This is a genomic window from Psychroserpens burtonensis DSM 12212, assembly GCF_000425305.1.
Lineage (GTDB): Bacteria > Bacteroidota > Bacteroidia > Flavobacteriales > Flavobacteriaceae > Psychroserpens > Psychroserpens burtonensis.
Genome location: NZ_AUDE01000029.1, coordinates 21,014 through 40,061, shown reverse-complemented (window position 1 = coordinate 40,061; position 19,048 = coordinate 21,014). Strand labels below are relative to the sequence as shown.

The window sequence follows — 19,048 nt, the reverse complement described above, 5'->3', positions numbered from 1 at the left end:
AATTATTTTCTTAATATGAATTACCTCGCTTTACTCGGTAATCTTGGATTGGTGACCCAATCCAAAGAATTCTAAAACGTAGTTTTACAAAAGCAAGCTTTTGGCAACTTCTTATTTAAAATTCTTTGTGGGGAGAGCAGGATTCGAACCTGCGAAGACGTAGTCAGCAGATTTACAGTCTGCCCTCGTTGGCCGCTTGAGTATCTCCCCAATTTTAAAGAACTTTTGCTAAAAACAACTTTCGTTTTTCTTAGACTTTTTAAGAGCCGATGGAGGGACTCGAACCCACGACCTGCTGATTACAAATCAGCTGCTCTAGCCAGCTGAGCTACATCGGCTTTTATATAACTTTTAGGCTATAAAAAAAGTCCGCTATTTCTAACGGACTGCAAATGTAAAGATTTATTTATTTATTCAAAACATTTTTTCAAAAAAATTATCACATATGTGTTCTTAATTTTTCTTTTCTACGTTTTAACTGCCTTTCTAACGATGAAACTGCCATATCTGCCCCTTCTTCAAATGTTTTACATTGTTTTTTTACAATAAAACTATCTCCAGGTACTTCTACGCGCGCCTCAAAAATTTTATTTTCCTTATCACTAGTGTTTTCAACTTTCAAAAACACATCAGATTGTATGACCTTGTCATAAAACATATCTAATTTATCCATACGATTTTGAATAAAGTCAATTAGCTTTTTATCTGCATTAAAATTTACAGCTTGAGTGTTTACCTTCATATTCGATTTTTTATAGGTTAGACAATATTATTTTTTACTTCTTGGATGTGTATTTGTGTACACTTTTTTCAGTTCTGCTATACTACTATGTGTATAGATTTGAGTTGCTGCTAAACTTGAGTGTCCGAGAAGTTCTTTTACAGCGTTTAAATTTGCACCTTGATTAAGTAAGTGAGTCGCAAATGAGTGCCTCAATATATGTGGACTTCTTTTTACTTTAGTAGATACCTTACTAAAGTAGTCATTTATAATTCTGTAAACAAGAGTTTCATAAATTTTAACCCCTTTTTTAGTTAAAAACAAACAAGAATCATCTACAATAATTTCTAAGTCATTTCTTTGCCCTAAATAGGTCTCTATTGTTTTTATAACAGAATCTAACAAAGGGATTAGTCTTTCTTTATTTCGCTTACCCAAAACTTTCAATGTTCTATTGGACATATCAACATCAGAAAGCCTGAGCTGCACTAGTTCTATTCTACGTATTCCAGTTGCATAAAACAATTCAATAATCAAACGGTTTCTTAAGCCTTCAAAATCTGTTACCGAATTAAGTTCATCTAAAACTTGGTGCAATTCCCCTTCCGAAAATGGCACTTGAATTTTCTTGCTGACTTTTAAAGCTTTATGCTTATTCAAAGGGTTTACCGTAATCGTATTAATTTTTAGAAGAAATTTATAATAGGTATTGAGAGAAGATGATTTTCTGTTGATGCTTCGGTTGGAGATACCACTTTCAACGAGACTTACAATCCAATTTCTTATTTGCTGGTAATTCACATCATCTATAGTGTTCTCTTGAAATTCTAAAACTATAAATTTTTGAAATGCCTGTAAATCAAACAAGTACGCCTTTAGCGTTAGTGGTGAATAGTTTTTCTCTAGCAAGAGGTAATCTGAGAATGCTTTAAAAGACATGTGATATAATTTCAGAAGTAAGATTTTATTTATTACTTGAGTTTAGTGTAAATTGAAAAGTACAACCTTTTTCAATAGCGACTTGAGTATCGAACAAAAAAAATCCTACTTGAATAAGCAGGATTAATATTTAAGAAAAGCAATACTTATAAGGCTTCTTGATCTCTAAGATCTTGAGCATATTGAGCTTTTTTAACTTGCGCTCTAAGTGCTATAGACCGTTTTGTAAATTGTTTACGTTCTTGCAACTGGCTTTTAACCGTCGTCTTCACAAACTTACGCTTGTAACGTTTTAACGCTCTATCTATATTCTCTCCTGATTGTATTGGAATTATTAACATAGTCCTTAACCTCCTCTCTTTTAGATTTTTTAAGGCCGCAAATATAAAAAGTAATTTACAATGTTCAACTTCTTTTTTTAAAGATTTAATCTAGTCTATAAATAAAGAAGCCCTTTTGCTCAAATCCTGAATCAATTTCTCATCTTCTTCACTTTCTAATAGCACATTGTAATTCTTCCAAAATGCTTTATCATATGGCTTGGAGGAAAAGATATCCATATCCCATTCACCATCAAGTTTCATTTTAATAACGTCTTTATCTAATATAATTTCAGAAAAAAGAATCTCTTGAACTGTGTAATAATAGCGTTCTTCCTTATTATAACGTTCCTTTTCTTCGTCACTTACTTTTTGATCTGTTTTAAAACCAACATTGACGAGTTTTGGCGTTTCGTAATAGATATAATTGGGATACATCTTATCTTGGTATTCTATGTAAGTCATCACTAATTTATGATTTACCTGAGTATCAAATAAACGTTTACTTCTTACCTTTTGTGCTTGAGAAGCTGCCACGAGTTCATACTCTATCTTTTTAATTGCATAATTATCATAATACACGTATAACCAACCTTTAGCCTCATATCCTGCGTTAAAAATGCCTTTAGTCTCTAAGTCTACTAATTTTGTGCTTTCTGAAATTTTAATTTTATAAATCTTTCTATCATTATCAACTAATATGGTGTCTAAATCAAAATGGTGTTTTTCTAAAATGTCCTCACCAAAAAGCGCCTTAGCATCTATTGAATTTCTTAGCAAGTTTAATTTTCCTTGAAATATATTTTGGAGTCCGTTAACTCTAGTATCATTCCACTTTATAGCTTTCTCTAATTGCGCTGTTGATAATTGACTACGTTTTACATCTTTAACCTTTAGTCTACTGCGCTTTGCATTCTGGTTATTATAAGCCACATAATTAAAAATACTATCTATATCTCTAAGGTCATAACTCTTTCTAACCTGATCGACATTGATTTTTAAATAGTCACTCGAGTTGGCTGCAAATCCAGAATCATAGACGGTTATCGCACTTTCTATAAGCCATTTAAACTCGACTTTGTTTCGTTCTTTATGGCGTAAAAACCCTTTTTGGATATACGCAGAATCTGGCAAATTAATAGCTAACTTCTCAATAGCTTTGAGCACAATATCATTTCCTGTTTTAGGACGTATTTCTGCAATTAGAATAATCTCATCAAGTGAAGCCACATCTTCTTCTAGATAAATATCTAAACTGTTGTCAAATTCTATTACAGGAATCTTATAACTTTTATAACCAATAGAGGAAATGACTAAAGTATCTTTTGCAAATTCTTGAGGAATTTGTAATATAAACTTACCATCAGAATTACTTACCGTACCAATTGTTGTGTTCTTAACATAGATGCTAGCGCTCTCTATTGGCGCAAGCATTGAGAAATCGAGAATTCTATTTTTGACTTCAATTTGTGCTGCCGCACCAAATGATAAAAGCAATATCGTTACCGCTAAACCATTTTTGATGTATTTCATTACCATACTAAGTGTTCTTTTATTTTACGAGGGAACAGTTTGGTTGTTATTTTTCCGAAGAAAAAAATTAGGTCGCAGGCTTATAATCTTTGTTATCTAATACCATCTTCGCTATTATTTCACGTAAAATTTCTGATGTTCCACCACCAATCGGTCCCAGTCTACTATCACGAGCCAATCTTGCAAGAGGATACTCCTCCATATAACCATAACCTCCTAAAAACTGAAGACACTGGTAAATTACCTCGTCTGACATTTTTGTTGAACGCAATTTAGAAATCGTAGCTTCTTTAACCACATATTCACCATTATTAAGACGATCTGCGATAGCATAATTGAATTCTTTACACATCAACATGTCTGCGTAGCAATCTGCAAACGTATGTCTTAAGGCTTGGAATTTATCGATAGTTCTCCCAAACGCTTGACGTTCACTCATGTATTTTTGAGCGTAATCTAAAGCAAATTCTGCACGAGCGTGCGCATTGATCCCCATGATTAATCGCTCTAAAGCGAAATGTTGCATGATGTAAGGGAAGCCCTTATTTTCCTCACCCATTAAGTTAGACGCAGGAATGATTACATTATCAAATGCAATCTCACCAGTATCTGAAGCTCTCCAACCTAATTTATCAAGTTTTGTAGCAGAAACTCCAGGTGTCTCGCGATCCATTACAAATATGCTAATCCCTTTATTACCAAGCTCAGGATTTGTTTTTGCACAAACCACTAGATAATCACTGTACACTCCATTTGTAATAAATGTCTTTGAACCATTAATCACATATGTATCTCCTTTTTTAACTGCAGTTGTTCTCATTCCTGCAACGTCACTACCACCAAATGGTTCTGTAATACAGAGACAACCTATTTTATCTCCAGTGATACTTGGTGCTAAATATTTTTGTTTGATAGCATCATCACCTTCTTTATTAAGGTGAGTCATTGCTAAATAGGCATGTGCCCAAATTGCAGCTGCGAATCCACCAGAATTCACTTTCTGTAATTCCTCAAGTAAGATAACTGTGTAAAATAAATCGAGATCCATTCCTCCATATTCCTCAGGATATGCGATTCCAAAGAAACCCATTTCACCAAATTTCTTCCAAATGAAACGTTCTATGTGACCAGTTTTTTCCCATTTTTCAATATGGGGAACAACTTCCTTCTGCAGAAAATCTTTTAAACTTTGTCTAAATAATTCGTGTTCTTCAGTGAAATATCTACTACTCATAAATTATTAATTTTTTATATCTAATCGATTGTCAAATATAACCTAATTATCTCACTTTTTTTAATAGGAAAACCTTTAACTTTTGTTAATTCGTCCAAGGTCTTGAAACCCTCTCTAAGTGTTCTTTGCTCTATGATATTATGGGCAATCTCGTAATCAATATACTTTATAGTTACCAATTGATCGAGGGTCGCCTTATTTATATTGATTTTTACAATTGGTTTTGCTGTTTTAACTGTAAACTCATTTAATGCACGTTCAATAACTTCTGGTGATAAGCCATACACTTCTTGAAGCTGAACATCTGCAACAAAATCTCCATATTTTTTTCTATAGGCAACGATGCGTTCTGATAGTTTTTCACCTATGCCATAAATACGTTTGAGTTCCGCTGCACTTGCTGTATTTAAATCTTGTTTTTGAGCAAAGGTTTTAGGTATAGCACTATTTGAATAATTATTGATGTAGTTCGCTTTAGTTTTAGGGTTAGTCACCCAGTCTGGAAATTTAAAGTAAGGCGATATTTCAGCTAAAAGGGAATCTGATATTTTGGTTACCTTCTGAAAGTCTTTCGAAGAATTGACCCATTTATTGGTCTCTCTAAATGCATGAAGTCGATCAATTTCTTCATTAGACATTCCGAGTGAATAGCCTTTAAAATCGGTAATATAATTTGGATTAAAAGGAAATATCACTGGTTTTGAAGCCTCTAATCTCTCTAAACGTAGAGAATCTATCTCTGCTTGAAATTTAAAAATGTCTTGCGTACCAGTATCAAACTCTTCCGAAGAAAAATCAATAAAATAATAGGCGCATTGCCCTACGAATATAATGAGTAATAACAAAAAAATCCCACTCCTCTGTTTTTTAGTAAACGTGAAATGGGATTTCATTTATTGTGATTTAAATGTTACATATGCTTTTTTAAATCTTCTGCACCATCATTCAAAGCGTCCTGTTTGACATTAATTGCCTTGTAATATTTCTTAAGCTCTATACGAATTATTGGAGATAATATAACAACTCCAATAATGTTTGGTACCACCATAGCAAAAATCATGGCGTCAGAGAAATTTATTACGGCTCCTAAACTAATTGAAGCACCAACAACTACAAAGAATAAAAATAATATTTTATAAATTAAATCAGTTATTTTTCCTTTACCAAATAAAAACACCCATCCTTGCATTCCGTAATAAGACCAAGAAATCATGGTTGAAAAAGCAAATAGTATAACAGCTATTGTTAGCACGATTGAGAAATGAGGTATCACACTATCAAAAGCTACTGCAGTAATTTCTACACCTTGTTTAATTTCTACCCCATATTCCATAAAACCTCCATCGAAATTTGTAATTACAATAACTAAAGCAGTCATGGTACAAATAACAACCGTATCTATAAAAGGTTCAAGTAATGCAACGATGCCCTCACTTGCAGGATATTTAGTACGTACAGCTGAATGCGCAATAGCAGCAGAACCAACACCAGCTTCGTTAGAGAAAGCGCCTCTACGAATACCTTGTATCATAACTCCAACAAGGCCACCAGCAATGCCTAAGCCAGAGAAAGCCCCTTCATAAATTAACCCGAAAGCATCGTCAATTAAACGCCAATTAGCTACTAAAATAACTAAAGCAGCAAGCACATAAACTCCAGCCATAAAGGGCACTACCTTTTCGGTTACTTTAGCGATTCTTTTAATACCTCCAATAATAACAATTGCTACAAGAACAGCCATTACAATTCCGAAGTATAAACCCGCATTTGAACCTTCTAAGTTAAATAGTTTCACAAATTGTGCAGCTGCTTGATTGGCTTGAAACATGTTTCCACCACCAAAGGATCCACCAATAACAAAAATGGCAAAAAACACAGCTAACACTTTTCCTAAACCACCCATTCCTTTAGATTTCAAACCTTTAGACAGATAATACATTGGCCCACCATAGACGGTTCCATCTTCTCCAACATCTCGATATTTAACTCCTAAGGTACATTCGGCAAACTTAGAAGCCATACCTAAAAGTCCAGCTACTATCATCCAAAAAGTAGCTCCTGGTCCTCCAATTGACAAAGCAACAGCTACGCCTGCAATATTACCAAGTCCAACAGTTGCAGATAAGGCAGCTGTAAGGGCTTGAAAGTGGCTTACTTCGCCCTCTACACTATCGTCTCGAATGGTTTCAAAAATATCTTCACCTTCGTTAGATGTTTGATCTCCATATAAAGTATCTGCACCATGTTTTTCAATATCTTCATATTTACCACGAACCACTCTTAAAGCTAATCTAAAACCGGTAAAATTGATAAATTTAAAATAAAGTGTAAAGAATAAAGCACCTCCTACAAGTACAATTAACACCCATGGAATTCTATAGGTATCCGAAAACGGAATTTCGTAAAAAATAGCATCTACAAACCAGCCTGTGTAGTCTTGAAATACGCGATCTATTGTCTCTGAAGTTGATTCCTGAGCAAACGTAAAGTAGGATTTATAAAGTTTCATTATTATTTATTAATTATGGAAAGGTGTTGAACTGAAATCATTCTTTTTTATCATGAGCAATAGCTGTTAAATATCTCTTTATTTCCTGTCTCACTTTTGGTGCTAAGATTAATAATCCGATAATATTAGGGAATACCATAGCGAATATCATAGCGTCAGAAAAATCGATAACAGAGCCTAAACTAGAAGAAGCTCCAACAACAACCATTATTAAAAACAATGCTTTAAATACGATATCAGCAACCTTACCTCTTCCAAATAAATAAGTCCAACCTTGTAATCCGTAATAGGACCAGGATAACATACTTGAAAAGGCAAATAAAATAACTGCAATCGTTAATACTATTGAAAAATTTGGTATTGCTGTCTCAAATGCTAATGAAGTTAAATCTACACCTCCAATACGCTCTCCGTTAGAATTTAATAATACTTCTTTATTAACAACATCACCATAAGCGAATAAGCTATTCTTTAAATTCACTATTATAATCACTAACGCAGTCATGGTACAAATAACAACTGTATCAATAAAAGGACCAATAGATGCTACAATACCTTCACTTGCCGGGAATCGTGTTTTCACAGCAGCATGGGCAATAGATGCTGATCCAACTCCCGCTTCGTTAGAAAAAGCTGCTCGTTGAAACCCAACAATCATAACCCCAATAATACCTCCTAAAGCCGAATTTGCATTAAAGGCACCATCCCAAATTTCTGAAATAGCAGCAGGAATTATTGACACATTCATAAATATAATAACGAGTGAAGCTCCTACAAAAATGATAGCCATAAAAGGAACTACTTTTTCTGTTACTTTACCAATCCTTTTTATACCGCCAATAATAACTAACCCAACTAAAATTGCCAAAACTACTCCAAACCAAAAACCTGCAGAACCCGAAGTTGTATTTGCTAAAATTTTAAATTGTGCTGCAGCTTGATTTGCCTGAAACATATTTCCCCCACCAAAGGAGCCACCAACAACCATTATAGCAAAAAACACAGCTAATACTTTACCTAAACCGCCAAGTCCTTTCTCTTTAAGTCCTTTTGTTAAATAATACATTGGACCACCATAAATTTTTCCATCTTCACCTACTTCACGATACTTAACACCTAAAGTAGCTTCAACTAATTTTGACGACATACCTAACAATCCAGCAAGAATCATCCAAATAGTTGCTCCCGGACCTCCTACTGCAATTGCAACAGATACACCCGCAATGTTACCTAAACCAACTGTTGCTGACAAGGCAGCTGTTAGAGCCTGAAAATGTGTAACTTCTCCAATAACACCTTCTTTTTGTATAGTTTCAAAAGAATCTCCATCATCATTTGGTGTTGAATCCCCAGCAACTGTTTCGGCAACGTGATGATCAATTTCATCATATTTTCCGCGAGTTGCTCTAATGGCAACACCCATTAATCTAAAGTTTGCAAACCTATTATAAATTGTAAAATATAGCGCACCTAATAATAAAATTATTATAACAATTGGAACATCCCTACCAACGATACTTATTGGATAAAAAACAACAGAAGACACCACGTCTGAAATTGGTTTAAACCAAGTTTCTATTTTTTCGTCAAATCCCATTCCCTGGGCTTCTTGAGAAAACGTTATAATTGGTAATACGAGAGTAAAAAATGAAAGAAGATATTTCTTCATTGTATATAATTTAATTAGTTAGTTATTTTATAAGTTGACAATATCCTAAAAAATTTCGACTTTTTAAAGCATTGGTTGATAAAATGAAACCTGATTTAATTGATATCGTATAAGGAATTAAGCTTCTGAATTTGTTCAGGTCTTCCCAATACAATTATTTTTGAATTTGGTGCTAATTCTAAATCAGCTTCAGGATTAACAATGTATTCGCCGTTACTACCCTTATAACCAATAACATTACATCCTGTTTTTCTACGAAGATCTAAGTCCCTGATAGTTTTAGCATTTGTAGCATCATACAATTTCTCAATTGGAATTTGTTCAATATTGATATTCGATTTCCCTACGATAGACAGATTATCAATAAACTCAATTAAATCTGGAACAACAACTAAGGAAGCCATATGGTCCCCTCCTATTCTGTCTGGCAAAATAACATTGTTAGCTCCTGCTAATTTTAATTTCTGATAAGACGTTTCTTGAGAGGCGCGACTTATAATATTTAATTTACTATTTATTTGTCTTGCCGAAAGTACTACAAACAAATTATCTGCGTCATTTGGTAGTGCAGAAATAAGAGTACTCGCACGCTCAATACCTGCTTGCAAAAGAACTTCATCCTCATTTGCATTTCCCAAAACAAAAGGTACCATTTCGTTTTGAAATTTCTCCATACGCTCTTTGTTTTTTTCTATCACAACGAAAGATTTGTTATAAGCTAACAGTTTTTCTGAAGCCTGCCTTCCATTTCTTCCGTAGCCACAAATAATGATATGACCTTTAAAACCGTCTATTTTCTTTTGCATCTTTCTTTGCTTTAGTTCTTCAAAATTATTTTTGCTTAAAATATATTCGGTAATAACAGTAATGGCATAACCTAATATAATAACACTCGCCAAAATCAAGAATATCGTAAATATTTTGGAGTTATCATCTAGAGGTTGCACTTCTCCAAAACCTACTGTGGTAATCGTAATCACAGTCATATAAATAGCATCAACCCATGTATAGTTGGACATAAGCTTATAACCAATGACCCCTATAAAAAGTAAGAATACCAACAAAAACACTGCGGTAAAGATCTTCTTTCTAAAAAATACAACTAGTGGATTCATAGGTTATAAATCAAAAACAGATGAGCGTTTGGTGTAAATTATATCTTTAATTCTTATCCAGAATGCGATAAATAAATACAGTGCAAAACCAAATCCCAAGGTTACAAAAGTAAGGTACATAAATGATGTACGTACAACTTTTGCTCTAATCCCAAAACGTTCTGCAATACGTTGACAAACGTAATAACCGCGTTTTTGAAAATAGTAAAGTATTTGATAAAATAATTTCACACCGCAAGTTAAAATTTATTTCGTTAACAATACGTTCCCAATAGCACATTGCAAACATTTATTTTTGTCGCAGTATTCAGTTTTTAATTGGATGAAGGCTTGTGATTCTAAAGCAGATTTAGGTTTTTGTTTCAATTGGCTAAAACCATCTATTATAGAATTTTTCTCAGCAGCTATTCCATTTATAATCTCCAATATCGTTTCATCATTGGTCTCTCCCTTTTGTTTTGCATAGCAAAATTTTATGGGTAAAATGGTATTTATTAATAATAAGTCCACAAATGCTTTAGTCACTTTTTTATTACACTGCTTAGATTCTTTATCAAAGGTGTAGTGCGTTTTCCAAAATGGTGAGGTGCTCACTTCAAAAGGGCTATAAATATCAGATAGGTTTTCTGCGGAAATCACTTTTGAAAACAACTGCTGTTCCTTATGATATAAATTTGCTAATTGTGATAAGCGTATCGTAGGAAAGTTAGGTGGACGCAATCTAAAAAATTGTACAGCTATAACACCTCGTGTCTCTAGCTGAAACTTTTGCTTTAGAAATTTGTATTCTTCCTGAAGCATCTCGTAATAACCCGTACTACTATCTTTTTCTAGTAATCCAGCCTGACCAAAAAACAAGGCTTCCAATTGCTCTAATTTAGAACTTGATTTTCTCACTGTAGAGAACTCTATAGAATTGGCTACGCTAGCAAAAGATGCACCGTTGACTTTAAGTCCAAAGTTTTTAGCCAATAGTTTAAACAATACGGCTTCCCAATCGTTTTTTGATGCTTTTAATAAGCCTTCAATAGTTTTAGATTTTCGTTCTAATCGTTCAAAATATAATCGTTCTTGCCAGTTTTTGAGTGTGAATTCATCTACATCAGGAAAATCTTGTTCACAATTAATCCATTTCTTTTTTGAAGAAAACAACTTATGGTAGTTATCCAGCAATGAATTATCTATAAAATTTTTGAGTTCTAATGTTGGAATTGTAGAATTATCATGTCTAAAAATATCTGTATCGTGTTCATAAACAACATGCAAAATCACATTATCATAAGCAGAATCTTGTTCGTGACCATGAACAAACCAATCGCTAGATTTTATATGGATTTCAATGTTCCCAGCCCAAAGTTGTTCTCCAATTCTAATTTGACCATTAAAAAAATCTGGACCAGAATTATGGTTATGCTGTCCTACACTTACGATTTCTAGACACTCATGATGTGTTGTTTTTAAGTGGAGTACATCCAACTTTTTATGTAACCATAAGTAGTGTAAAAAATCTTCTTTCATTTATAAATGTATGAATTCTAACTTTATCGTCATATTTATTTTGTTTTTTTACGCTATGAGTAATTCAAAACATTTAGCCATGCATATACAAGCTGTCTTTTTTGACGGCAACTAGATGAGTGTAAACCTCAAGCGCCAATGAGTCTTAGATTGAGAAACCCGATGCAATACCATTTTAAATGATGCTAAAATCTAAGAACAACAGATAGCCTTTTTGAACGAAGAGACCATTTGGAGTGATTTTAAAGATGTTAAATACACAAACTACTTTAATAACTTCAAGGAAATCAATGAGCAATCACATTATCACTTGAAACAAATTACTTTATTAAAGAAGAATACGAGCGTTAAATAATTAAAATATATAGCCTAACATATATCATATTTGCGATAAAACACTGACCTTTGCAATGCGGAACTATTAACCATTGAAACCGCTGGTATCTTAGCACATTATAGGCAATTAAAAAAACGGAATGAATAGAATACAACACATAGAAAACGAGATTTCTGGATTAAGAAATCAATTGCAAAATCATAAACTTTATGAAAATTTAAATAATATAAATGACATAAAAACCTTTATGGAAAGTCATGTATTTGCAGTATGGGATTTTATGTCACTTTTAAAAAATCTTCAAATAAATTTAACGACGGTAAAAACACCTTGGACACCACCAAAAAACCCAACATTATCAAGATTTATAAATGAAATCGTTCACGGTGAAGAAAGTGACCTTAACGAAATAGGCGAACCTAAAAGTCATTTTGAAATGTACTTGGATGCCATGTTGCAAACGAATGCAAATACTAATGAAATAAATAAGTTTATAAAACTTATCGAATCAGAAAATTTAATCGAATACTCTCTAAATGAAATCAATATCGACAGAAGAGTTGCTGATTTTGTTAAATTTTCATTTTCAATTATTGACACAAATAAACCGCACCTTGTTGCTTCTGCATTTACGTTTGGGAGAGAAGATGTTATTCCTGATATGTTTATAGAAATCCTTAAAAACTCGCACTCTGAAAATAAGCCTTATAGCAAATTAAAATATTACTTGGAGCGTCATATTGAATTAGATGGAGATGAACACGGACCTCTCTCACTCAAAATGATTGCAGCACTATGTGAAGATGATGATGTAAAATGGAATGAGGTATTAACCATTGCTAAACAATCTTTAGAAAAAAGAATTGAGCTTTGGGATGCCATTAACGATTTAATTCAAAATGAAAAGCCATCGTATAATACAGCGCATGAAGTATAATTATTGGAGACTTTCAAAGGCGTTTGGTGTTTATTTATAAATATTGTTAAAACAACAGTACTTCAAAAAACTACGACGACTCCACTACTCTAGAAGCAAATGTATTAAAGCTTGAATTGCTTGTTTTAAGTTATTTTAAAATACATTCTTACTGATTGACATATTAGCTACTCTGGCTGTGGAAGATATAAGAAAGGTTTTGATGACTCATTATTAGGACTATACTTGAGACATCTTTTAAATTTATAATTAAATACTAAAATATTTTAGTTACCTTAAGATTTTAAACTAAACATAACATAGTTCCTCGTTTTCACAGGAACAAAAATAAATTTTTGATGGGAAAAGGAGACAAAAAATCAAAACGAGGAAAAATAAATATTGGTAGCTTCGGAGTTAAGCGACGTCGAATAAAAAAACGTCCTAAAACCGAAGACAAAATAAAGCCAGGTAAAAAAACCTTATAATTCCAACTTGCTATCTTGTAAATACAAGTTCTTTTTCGCTCGATAAATTCTCGGTGTAGCGATAGTTATCATGATTAAAACCTTTGATATCTTCTATAGTCTTAGCGTTAGTATCAATCACATATCTTGTCATTAAACCTCTTGCTAATTTTGAAAAAATAGCAATGGTTTTATATTGACCATTTTTTAATTCTTGAAACTTAATATCTATAACTGGTACTTTTAGAGCTTTGGTATCAATAGCCTTGAAATATTCTTGACTTGCCAAATTTAAAAACAACTCATCGTCTTCTAACTCATCATTTAAAGCTTGAGTAACTTGTTGTTTCCAGAATTCATATAAGTTTTTATTTTTACCAACTGGGAATTTGGTTCCCATTTCTAATCTATAAGGTTGGATGAGATCCAATGGTTTTAAAAGTCCGTAGAGTCCTGATATGATTCGCACCGTATCTTGAACTTTATCCAATTTCTTATTATCAATAGAATAAGCATCTAATCCTCGATATACGTCACCACTAAAGGCGTAAATAGCTTGTCTGGCATTCTCTTTTGTAAAGGGCAGTGTCCATTCTTGGTTACGATCGTAATTAAGTTGCGCCAAATTATCTGAAATCTTCATGAGCTTAGATAATTGTTTTGGCGACTCTTTTTTCAACAGTTTATTAATACGTTGTGATTCATTTAAAAAGCAAGACTCTGTCGTTTTTGTCGTTGGCAATTTACTGTCGTAGTCTAGTGATTTTGCTGGTGATAATACGAGTTTCATAGTTATTACCCGCAAAAGCAGGTATATTATTAAGTGTTAAACATCATCTCAAATGTAAAGTTACAATAGAATAATAAAATTGTCAACTCATTTATTTTAAATGTTTCTATGAGATAATAACCAAAAGTTATAGAAAAAACTAAGACTTGCGTTAAGGATGGAACGGTCTGTTTGAGCTCACCCGATTTTTATCGGGAAGCGAGTAGAGAGAGCCTGACGTTTTGCGATCCTGCGAGGTTTCTTTCAAACCTTGTAGGCATGAGCAAAAGGTAACGCCCTAAAAACCATTAGGCTCTTCCCTTTACGAATAAAGAGTCCTGCCTTCGCAGGAATTGCTTTTACTGCATGTGTGTTGCGTAATGTCTCCATTTATCGATACACTCTTGCATATCTGCTGGAACTGGCGAATCAAAACTCATGTGCTCACCAGATGTTGGATGCACAAATCCTAAGGTTTTAGCATGTAATGCTTGTCTTGGTAAAATCTTGAAACAGTTATCCACAAACTGCTTATATTTTGTAAATGTGGTTCCTTTTAAAATACGTTCACCTCCATAACGTTCATCATTAAAAAGGGTGTGACCAATATATTTCATATGGACACGAATTTGATGCGTGCGACCAGTTTCTAATTTACAAGTGACCAGAGTGACATAACCTAAACGTTCAATAACTTTATAGTGCGTCACCGCTTGTTTTCCTTTCTCATCTGCATCCTCACCTTCAAAAACGGTGTTCTGTAATCTGTTTTTTGGATGACGACCAATATGACCTTCTATTCGACCTTCGTCATCCTCCATATTCCCCCAAACAATCGCCACATATTCTCGCTCACTGGTTTTATTAAAAAACTGTTTTGCAAGATGCGTCATGGCGTGTTCCGTTTTGGCAACAACCAGTAATCCAGATGTGTCTTTATCAATACGATGTACTAATCCTGGACGCTCACTAGAATTATTAGGCAAATTATCAAAATGAAAAATCAAGGCGTTAATCAAGGTTCCTGAATAGTTACCATGTCCTGGATGAACGACCATTCCTGGAGGTTTATTAAGCACTAAAAGGGCATCATCTTCATATACAATATCTAAAGGAATATCCTCTGGTGTCAATAAATTCTCATAAGGTGGATGCTCAAAGAGCACACGAATGGTATCTAAAGGCTTCACCTTATAGTTCTGCTTTACTTGGATGTCATTGACATAAATACTGCCATCTTTGGCTGCTGCCTGAATTTTATTTCGGGTCGCATTCTCGATACGATTCATCAAATATTTGTCTATGCGTAGTGGTGCTTGGCCTTTATCTGCTGTAAACGAATGATGCTCGTATAACTCATCATCATTCTCTTCTGGTACTTTGTATTCTGTAGTCATTTTTAGTTGGATCCTCGATTTCCGTTGCCTAAAACAACATCAATTTTTGACGTTAGCGGAAGCATATCTCCCGCTTTTATGGTTTTTCCTTTGTGCTTTATAGCAATCACTTCTTCTTTACCTATATCATCGATATAAGTAACGCTTCCAACTTCAAAACCTAAGGTTTCTAATGTAGGTTTTGCCTGACGAAATGTGCGACGCACAATATTTGGAACTGATACTTTACGATATCCTGATGGGTTTAAAGTCAAGTAAATTTTTCTATTTTCTTTAACCTGTGCTCCTGCTTTTGGGTATTGCTCAATGACAGAAAACTTAGGGTATTTAGGATTATAATTTGCTGAATCTTGAATTTCCATCACCAAATCATTATCGTTTAATTCTATTTTTACCGTTTTTAAGGATTTCCCTTTCAATTCAGGCACTTTTATAAATTCTCCATGATTGGTTGTCCAGTCTAAATATTGTATCGTTAGAAAGACAATAACAAACAAAACAATTACTGCTAATCCTAATTGTTTGAAAAAGGTCTTACTCTTAAGAAACTGTATGAAACTCATGTATTAATTTATTGTACGGCAAATATATAAAAACGAAAGGGTTTTTATTATGAACTCAACTTGACTTTTTATGTTTAACCGAAAATGTGTCTAAATTCACTGAAATGAGATTATTTTTGAAAGTCATAGCATCGCTCTGACTCATAAAACAAGGGAAATACGAGCGAGTTTTGACCATTTTTTAGGAAATAGATAAAGTCGAGTTGAGTTCTATGGTTTATTTGGTATTTTAGCTTAACTGATAATAGATGTAATTTATTGTTAGTTTTGAAGATGTTAATCGAGGAGTTTCTTAAGAAATTGAAGTTTTCAAAAACACAAATACTGAAATACTGAAACAAATTCAGCATAAGCAAGTTTAGCAAGCATGAAAAAAAATATTGCCATCATCATGGGTGGATATTCTAGCGAATATAACATCTCTCTTAAAAGCGGACAAGTGGTCTATAAAACCCTTGAAAAATCAAAATATAATGCTTATCGCGTCCATATTTTTAAAAACAAATGGGTATTTGTTAATGATATGGATGAGGAGTTCCCAATAGATAAGAATGACTTTTCTGTGTTAGTCAATGACACCCGAATTAATTTTGACTGTGTTTTCAATGCGATTCATGGTTCACCAGGAGAGGATGGCTTTATGCAAGGCTATTTTGAGTTGTTAAATATTGCACATACAAGCTGTAACATGTATCAAGCAGCACTAACGTTTAATAAACGTGATTGCTTGAGTGCTTTAAAACCGTACGGAATTAAAACTGCAGCGTCTTACTTTGTCAATTTAGGTGATCCTATCGATGAAGACGCTATTGTCAACAAGGTGGGTTTACCTTGTTTTGTGAAGGCAAATCGCGCTGGAAGTAGTTTTGGAATTTCCAAAGTATATAAAAAAGAAGACTTACAACAGGCGCTTGATGTTGCTTTTAAAGAAGATGATGAAGTTATCATTGAATCTTTTTTAGATGGCATTGAAATATCTGTAGGCGTTATTACTTATAAAGGTGACACTGTTGTGCTACCACTCACTGAAATCGTTTCAGAAAACGACTTTTTTGATTATGAAGCTAAATATCTTGGGAAATCTCAAGAAATTACACCTGCAAGAATTAGTGAAGACAAAGCAGAACTAGTGAGAACGCTTGCTAAGAAAGTATATAACGTTCTAAAACTTAAAGGGTTTAGCAGAAGTGAATACATCTTTAAAAATGGAGAACCTCATCTATTAGAAGTCAATACAGTTCCTGGTTTAACTGCTGCTAGCATTTTACCTCAGCAAGCTGCTGCAGCTGGTATTAGTTTGAGTGAATTGTTTGAGAATGCTATAGAAGAAGCCCTCAAATAAATAATAATTATCTTTGAAAGTAGAAAATAAATTATGAAACGAGCAATTTTCCCAGGATCATTTGATCCTATCACTTTAGGTCACTACGACATTATTAAACGTGGTATTAAACTTTTTGATGAAGTTGTCATTGCTATTGGTATTAATGCTGAAAAAAAGTACATGTTCTCCTTAGAACAACGACAACGCTATATAGAAGATGCTTTTAAAAATGAGCCAAAAGTAAAAGTTGTTACTTACAAAGGTTTAACCATTGATTTTTGCAAAGAAATTGATGCAGATTTTATACTTAGAGGATTAAGAAACCCAGCAGATTTTGAATTTGAAAAAGCCATAGCACATACCAATAGGAAATTATCAAAAATTGAAACTGTGTTTTTGTTAACAGCAGCTAGAACGTCATACATTTCATCCTCTATTGTTAGGGATGTCATTAGAAATAATGGTGATTATACTGTTTTAGTTCCAGATAGTGTTAGGGTATAAAACATCTAAACTGCGTGGTTTTGAGTTTAAAAAAGCATCATTTAAAGACACAAAAAAAGCATCAGATTTGTTTGGGCCTTTTGGGGACTACAAAATGAACTGACGCTCTCTTACAATTGATTAATAGCATAACGAATATATAACTAATTCTCAGTTACATAGGACTTTTTCGACAAGAGGTCATTAAAAAAGACGAAGCGTAAATCACTGAACTTAAGTTCACAAAATAGTTAAACTAAGAGCAGACGACTTAAAATGTAATGTGAGAGAACTTTGATTCTATGCCGGTTTTCTTATCATCCAATCGGTTTAGAAAGACCTGATGCGCTTCAGAATTTGGATTAAACGGTCGATGCGCTAATCCCTTTTGAATCTCCTCAATAGCTTTCATTGTATTTTGTGTGTCTTCCAAAATCCAGACCGCCACAAAACGCTCCCAAATATAATTAACAGCAGTGATATTGGGATGCAACATATCCTCGGTATAGAATCTATAATCACGAAGTTCATCCATCATTATCTCATAAGACGGAAAATACGCTTCGGAAGCACTCGATGAACCGTCGTTAATTACGCTGTGTATCGCTGTAATAAGATGTGATTTACTTTGGGTATTCTCAACAAATCCGTCTTTAATATGTCTCACTGGTGACACCGTAAAAAGAAAAGATGCTTTAGAGTTTACACTTTTAACCAAACTTATAATAGCATTCAACGATGCTGCGATTTCATCTACAGAAAGCAGTTCTTTCAAGAATTTTTTCTGCGGAATCTTATGACAGTTGGCTACATACGTATCTGTTTCAATAAAACGATACGCCCAAGCAGTTCCCATAGTAATTACGACATGAGACGCATCTTTTAAAAACTGATGCGTCTTTGTAATAGTAGCATTTAAATCTTGAAGTAGTTGGTCTTGCGACGCGTTACTCAAACGAGAATGTGCATCATAACAATGCCATTGCTCGTTATGGAAAAAAATAGCGTCTTTAGTATAACTCTTTTCATTAATAGCATTTGTAATCAAGGTTTCAATCGCTAAAGGATGAAACAAGATCCCAAACGGATTTTGTAGTTTCTGAAATTTAAAATACGCGAACTTCTCACCAATGTTTTCAGAGAAACATGAGCCTAACAAAAGCACTTTTGAGTTATAATCTATTTGATTAAACTGTTGTGTTTTTAGTGGTATTTTGGTTTGTAGATTCATATG

19 protein-coding genes and 2 tRNA genes are annotated in these 19,048 nt (G+C 33.5%); 4 read left to right on the top strand and 17 right to left on the bottom strand.

Annotated features, from left to right (window positions below; translation table 11 throughout):
- Window positions 1-128: 128 nt before the first annotated feature.
- The 13 genes from H593_RS0113355 to H593_RS0113295 form a co-directional block, all read right to left on the bottom strand.
- Window positions 129-210 (bottom strand) — tRNA-Tyr (locus H593_RS0113355).
- 54 nt (window positions 211-264) lie between these two features.
- Window positions 265-338 (bottom strand) — tRNA-Thr (locus tag H593_RS0113350).
- 101 nt (window positions 339-439) lie between these two features.
- Window positions 440-742 carry a ribosome hibernation-promoting factor, HPF/YfiA family gene (gene hpf / locus H593_RS0113345; RefSeq protein WP_028872915.1) on the bottom strand — a complete coding sequence of 101 codons (303 nt, stop codon included), beginning with the start codon at window positions 740-742 and terminating at the stop codon, window positions 440-442.
- A 27-nt stretch (window positions 743-769) separates the two neighbouring features.
- The gene (locus H593_RS0113340) at window positions 770-1,660 is read right to left on the bottom strand and encodes a tyrosine-type recombinase/integrase (protein WP_028872914.1); all 891 of its coding nucleotides are present in this window, start codon (window positions 1,658-1,660) and stop codon (window positions 770-772) included.
- A gap of 146 nt (window positions 1,661-1,806) precedes the next feature.
- Window positions 1,807-2,001, bottom strand: coding sequence for a 30S ribosomal protein S21 (rpsU, locus tag H593_RS0113335; protein WP_028872913.1), 195 nt, complete (start codon window positions 1,999-2,001; stop codon window positions 1,807-1,809).
- Between the two features lie 90 nt (window positions 2,002-2,091).
- Window positions 2,092-3,513 carry a carboxypeptidase-like regulatory domain-containing protein gene (locus H593_RS0113330; protein ID WP_028872912.1) on the bottom strand — a complete coding sequence of 474 codons (1,422 nt, stop codon included), beginning with the start codon at window positions 3,511-3,513 and terminating at the stop codon, window positions 2,092-2,094.
- Window positions 3,514-3,580: 67 nt separating this feature from the next.
- The gene (locus H593_RS0113325) at window positions 3,581-4,747 is read right to left on the bottom strand and encodes an acyl-CoA dehydrogenase family protein (protein ID WP_028872911.1); all 1,167 of its coding nucleotides are present in this window, start codon (window positions 4,745-4,747) and stop codon (window positions 3,581-3,583) included.
- A 20-nt stretch (window positions 4,748-4,767) separates the two neighbouring features.
- A complete protein-coding gene (locus H593_RS0113320; RefSeq protein ID WP_028872910.1) occupies window positions 4,768-5,640 on the bottom strand; it encodes a ComEA family DNA-binding protein in 873 nt (290 codons plus the stop codon).
- Between the two features lie 17 nt (window positions 5,641-5,657).
- Window positions 5,658-7,256, bottom strand: a complete 1,599-nt coding sequence (locus tag H593_RS0113315; RefSeq protein ID WP_028872909.1) for an alanine/glycine:cation symporter family protein — start codon at window positions 7,254-7,256, stop codon at window positions 5,658-5,660.
- A gap of 37 nt (window positions 7,257-7,293) precedes the next feature.
- A complete protein-coding gene (locus H593_RS0113310) occupies window positions 7,294-8,925 on the bottom strand; it encodes an alanine/glycine:cation symporter family protein (RefSeq protein ID WP_028872908.1) in 1,632 nt (543 codons plus the stop codon).
- A 95-nt stretch (window positions 8,926-9,020) separates the two neighbouring features.
- On the bottom strand, window positions 9,021-10,040 hold the full coding sequence (locus tag H593_RS0113305; RefSeq protein WP_028872907.1) for a potassium channel family protein: 1,020 nt from the start codon (window positions 10,038-10,040) through the stop codon (window positions 9,021-9,023).
- Between the two features lie 3 nt (window positions 10,041-10,043).
- Complete coding sequence (locus H593_RS0113300; protein WP_028872906.1) at window positions 10,044-10,271, bottom strand: PspC domain-containing protein; 228 nt, start codon at window positions 10,269-10,271, stop codon at window positions 10,044-10,046.
- Window positions 10,272-10,286: 15 nt separating this feature from the next.
- A complete protein-coding gene (locus tag H593_RS0113295; protein WP_028872905.1) occupies window positions 10,287-11,558 on the bottom strand; it encodes a DUF2851 family protein in 1,272 nt (423 codons plus the stop codon).
- Window positions 11,559-12,034: 476 nt separating this feature from the next.
- Here H593_RS0113295 and H593_RS0113290 point away from each other — a divergent pair, with 476 nt between their 5' ends.
- Together H593_RS0113290 and H593_RS20545 are read left to right on the top strand one after the other, a co-directional pair.
- Complete coding sequence (locus tag H593_RS0113290) at window positions 12,035-12,832, top strand: DUF3050 domain-containing protein (protein ID WP_028872904.1); 798 nt, start codon at window positions 12,035-12,037, stop codon at window positions 12,830-12,832.
- A 338-nt stretch (window positions 12,833-13,170) separates the two neighbouring features.
- A complete protein-coding gene (locus tag H593_RS20545; protein ID WP_084142328.1) occupies window positions 13,171-13,299 on the top strand; it encodes a 30S ribosomal protein THX in 129 nt (42 codons plus the stop codon).
- A 10-nt stretch (window positions 13,300-13,309) separates the two neighbouring features.
- Here the strand turns inward: H593_RS20545 and yaaA are convergent, their stop codons facing one another.
- From yaaA to H593_RS0113270, 3 genes are all read right to left on the bottom strand, one after another.
- Window positions 13,310-14,068 carry a peroxide stress protein YaaA gene (yaaA, locus tag H593_RS0113280; RefSeq protein WP_028872903.1) on the bottom strand — a complete coding sequence of 253 codons (759 nt, stop codon included), beginning with the start codon at window positions 14,066-14,068 and terminating at the stop codon, window positions 13,310-13,312.
- A gap of 338 nt (window positions 14,069-14,406) precedes the next feature.
- Window positions 14,407-15,444 (bottom strand): RluA family pseudouridine synthase, encoded by a 1,038-nt coding sequence (locus H593_RS0113275; RefSeq protein WP_028872902.1) that lies wholly within the window; start codon window positions 15,442-15,444, stop codon window positions 14,407-14,409.
- A 2-nt stretch (window positions 15,445-15,446) separates the two neighbouring features.
- Window positions 15,447-16,007: a PASTA domain-containing protein gene (locus H593_RS0113270; protein WP_028872901.1), complete on the bottom strand. Its 561-nt coding sequence runs from the start codon at window positions 16,005-16,007 to the stop codon at window positions 15,447-15,449.
- A 367-nt stretch (window positions 16,008-16,374) separates the two neighbouring features.
- Between H593_RS0113270 and H593_RS0113265 the strand changes: the two genes are divergently transcribed.
- Window positions 16,375-17,349: a D-alanine--D-alanine ligase gene (locus H593_RS0113265; RefSeq protein ID WP_028872900.1), complete on the top strand. Its 975-nt coding sequence runs from the start codon at window positions 16,375-16,377 to the stop codon at window positions 17,347-17,349.
- Between the two features lie 33 nt (window positions 17,350-17,382).
- Entirely contained in the window at window positions 17,383-17,835 is a 453-nt protein-coding gene (coaD, locus tag H593_RS0113260; RefSeq protein ID WP_028872899.1) for a pantetheine-phosphate adenylyltransferase, read from the top strand.
- Between the two features lie 250 nt (window positions 17,836-18,085).
- Here the strand turns inward: coaD and H593_RS0113250 are convergent, their stop codons facing one another.
- Window positions 18,086-19,045, bottom strand: coding sequence for a GSCFA domain-containing protein (locus H593_RS0113250; RefSeq protein ID WP_028872898.1), 960 nt, complete (start codon window positions 19,043-19,045; stop codon window positions 18,086-18,088).
- Window positions 19,046-19,048: the final 3 nt, after the last annotated feature.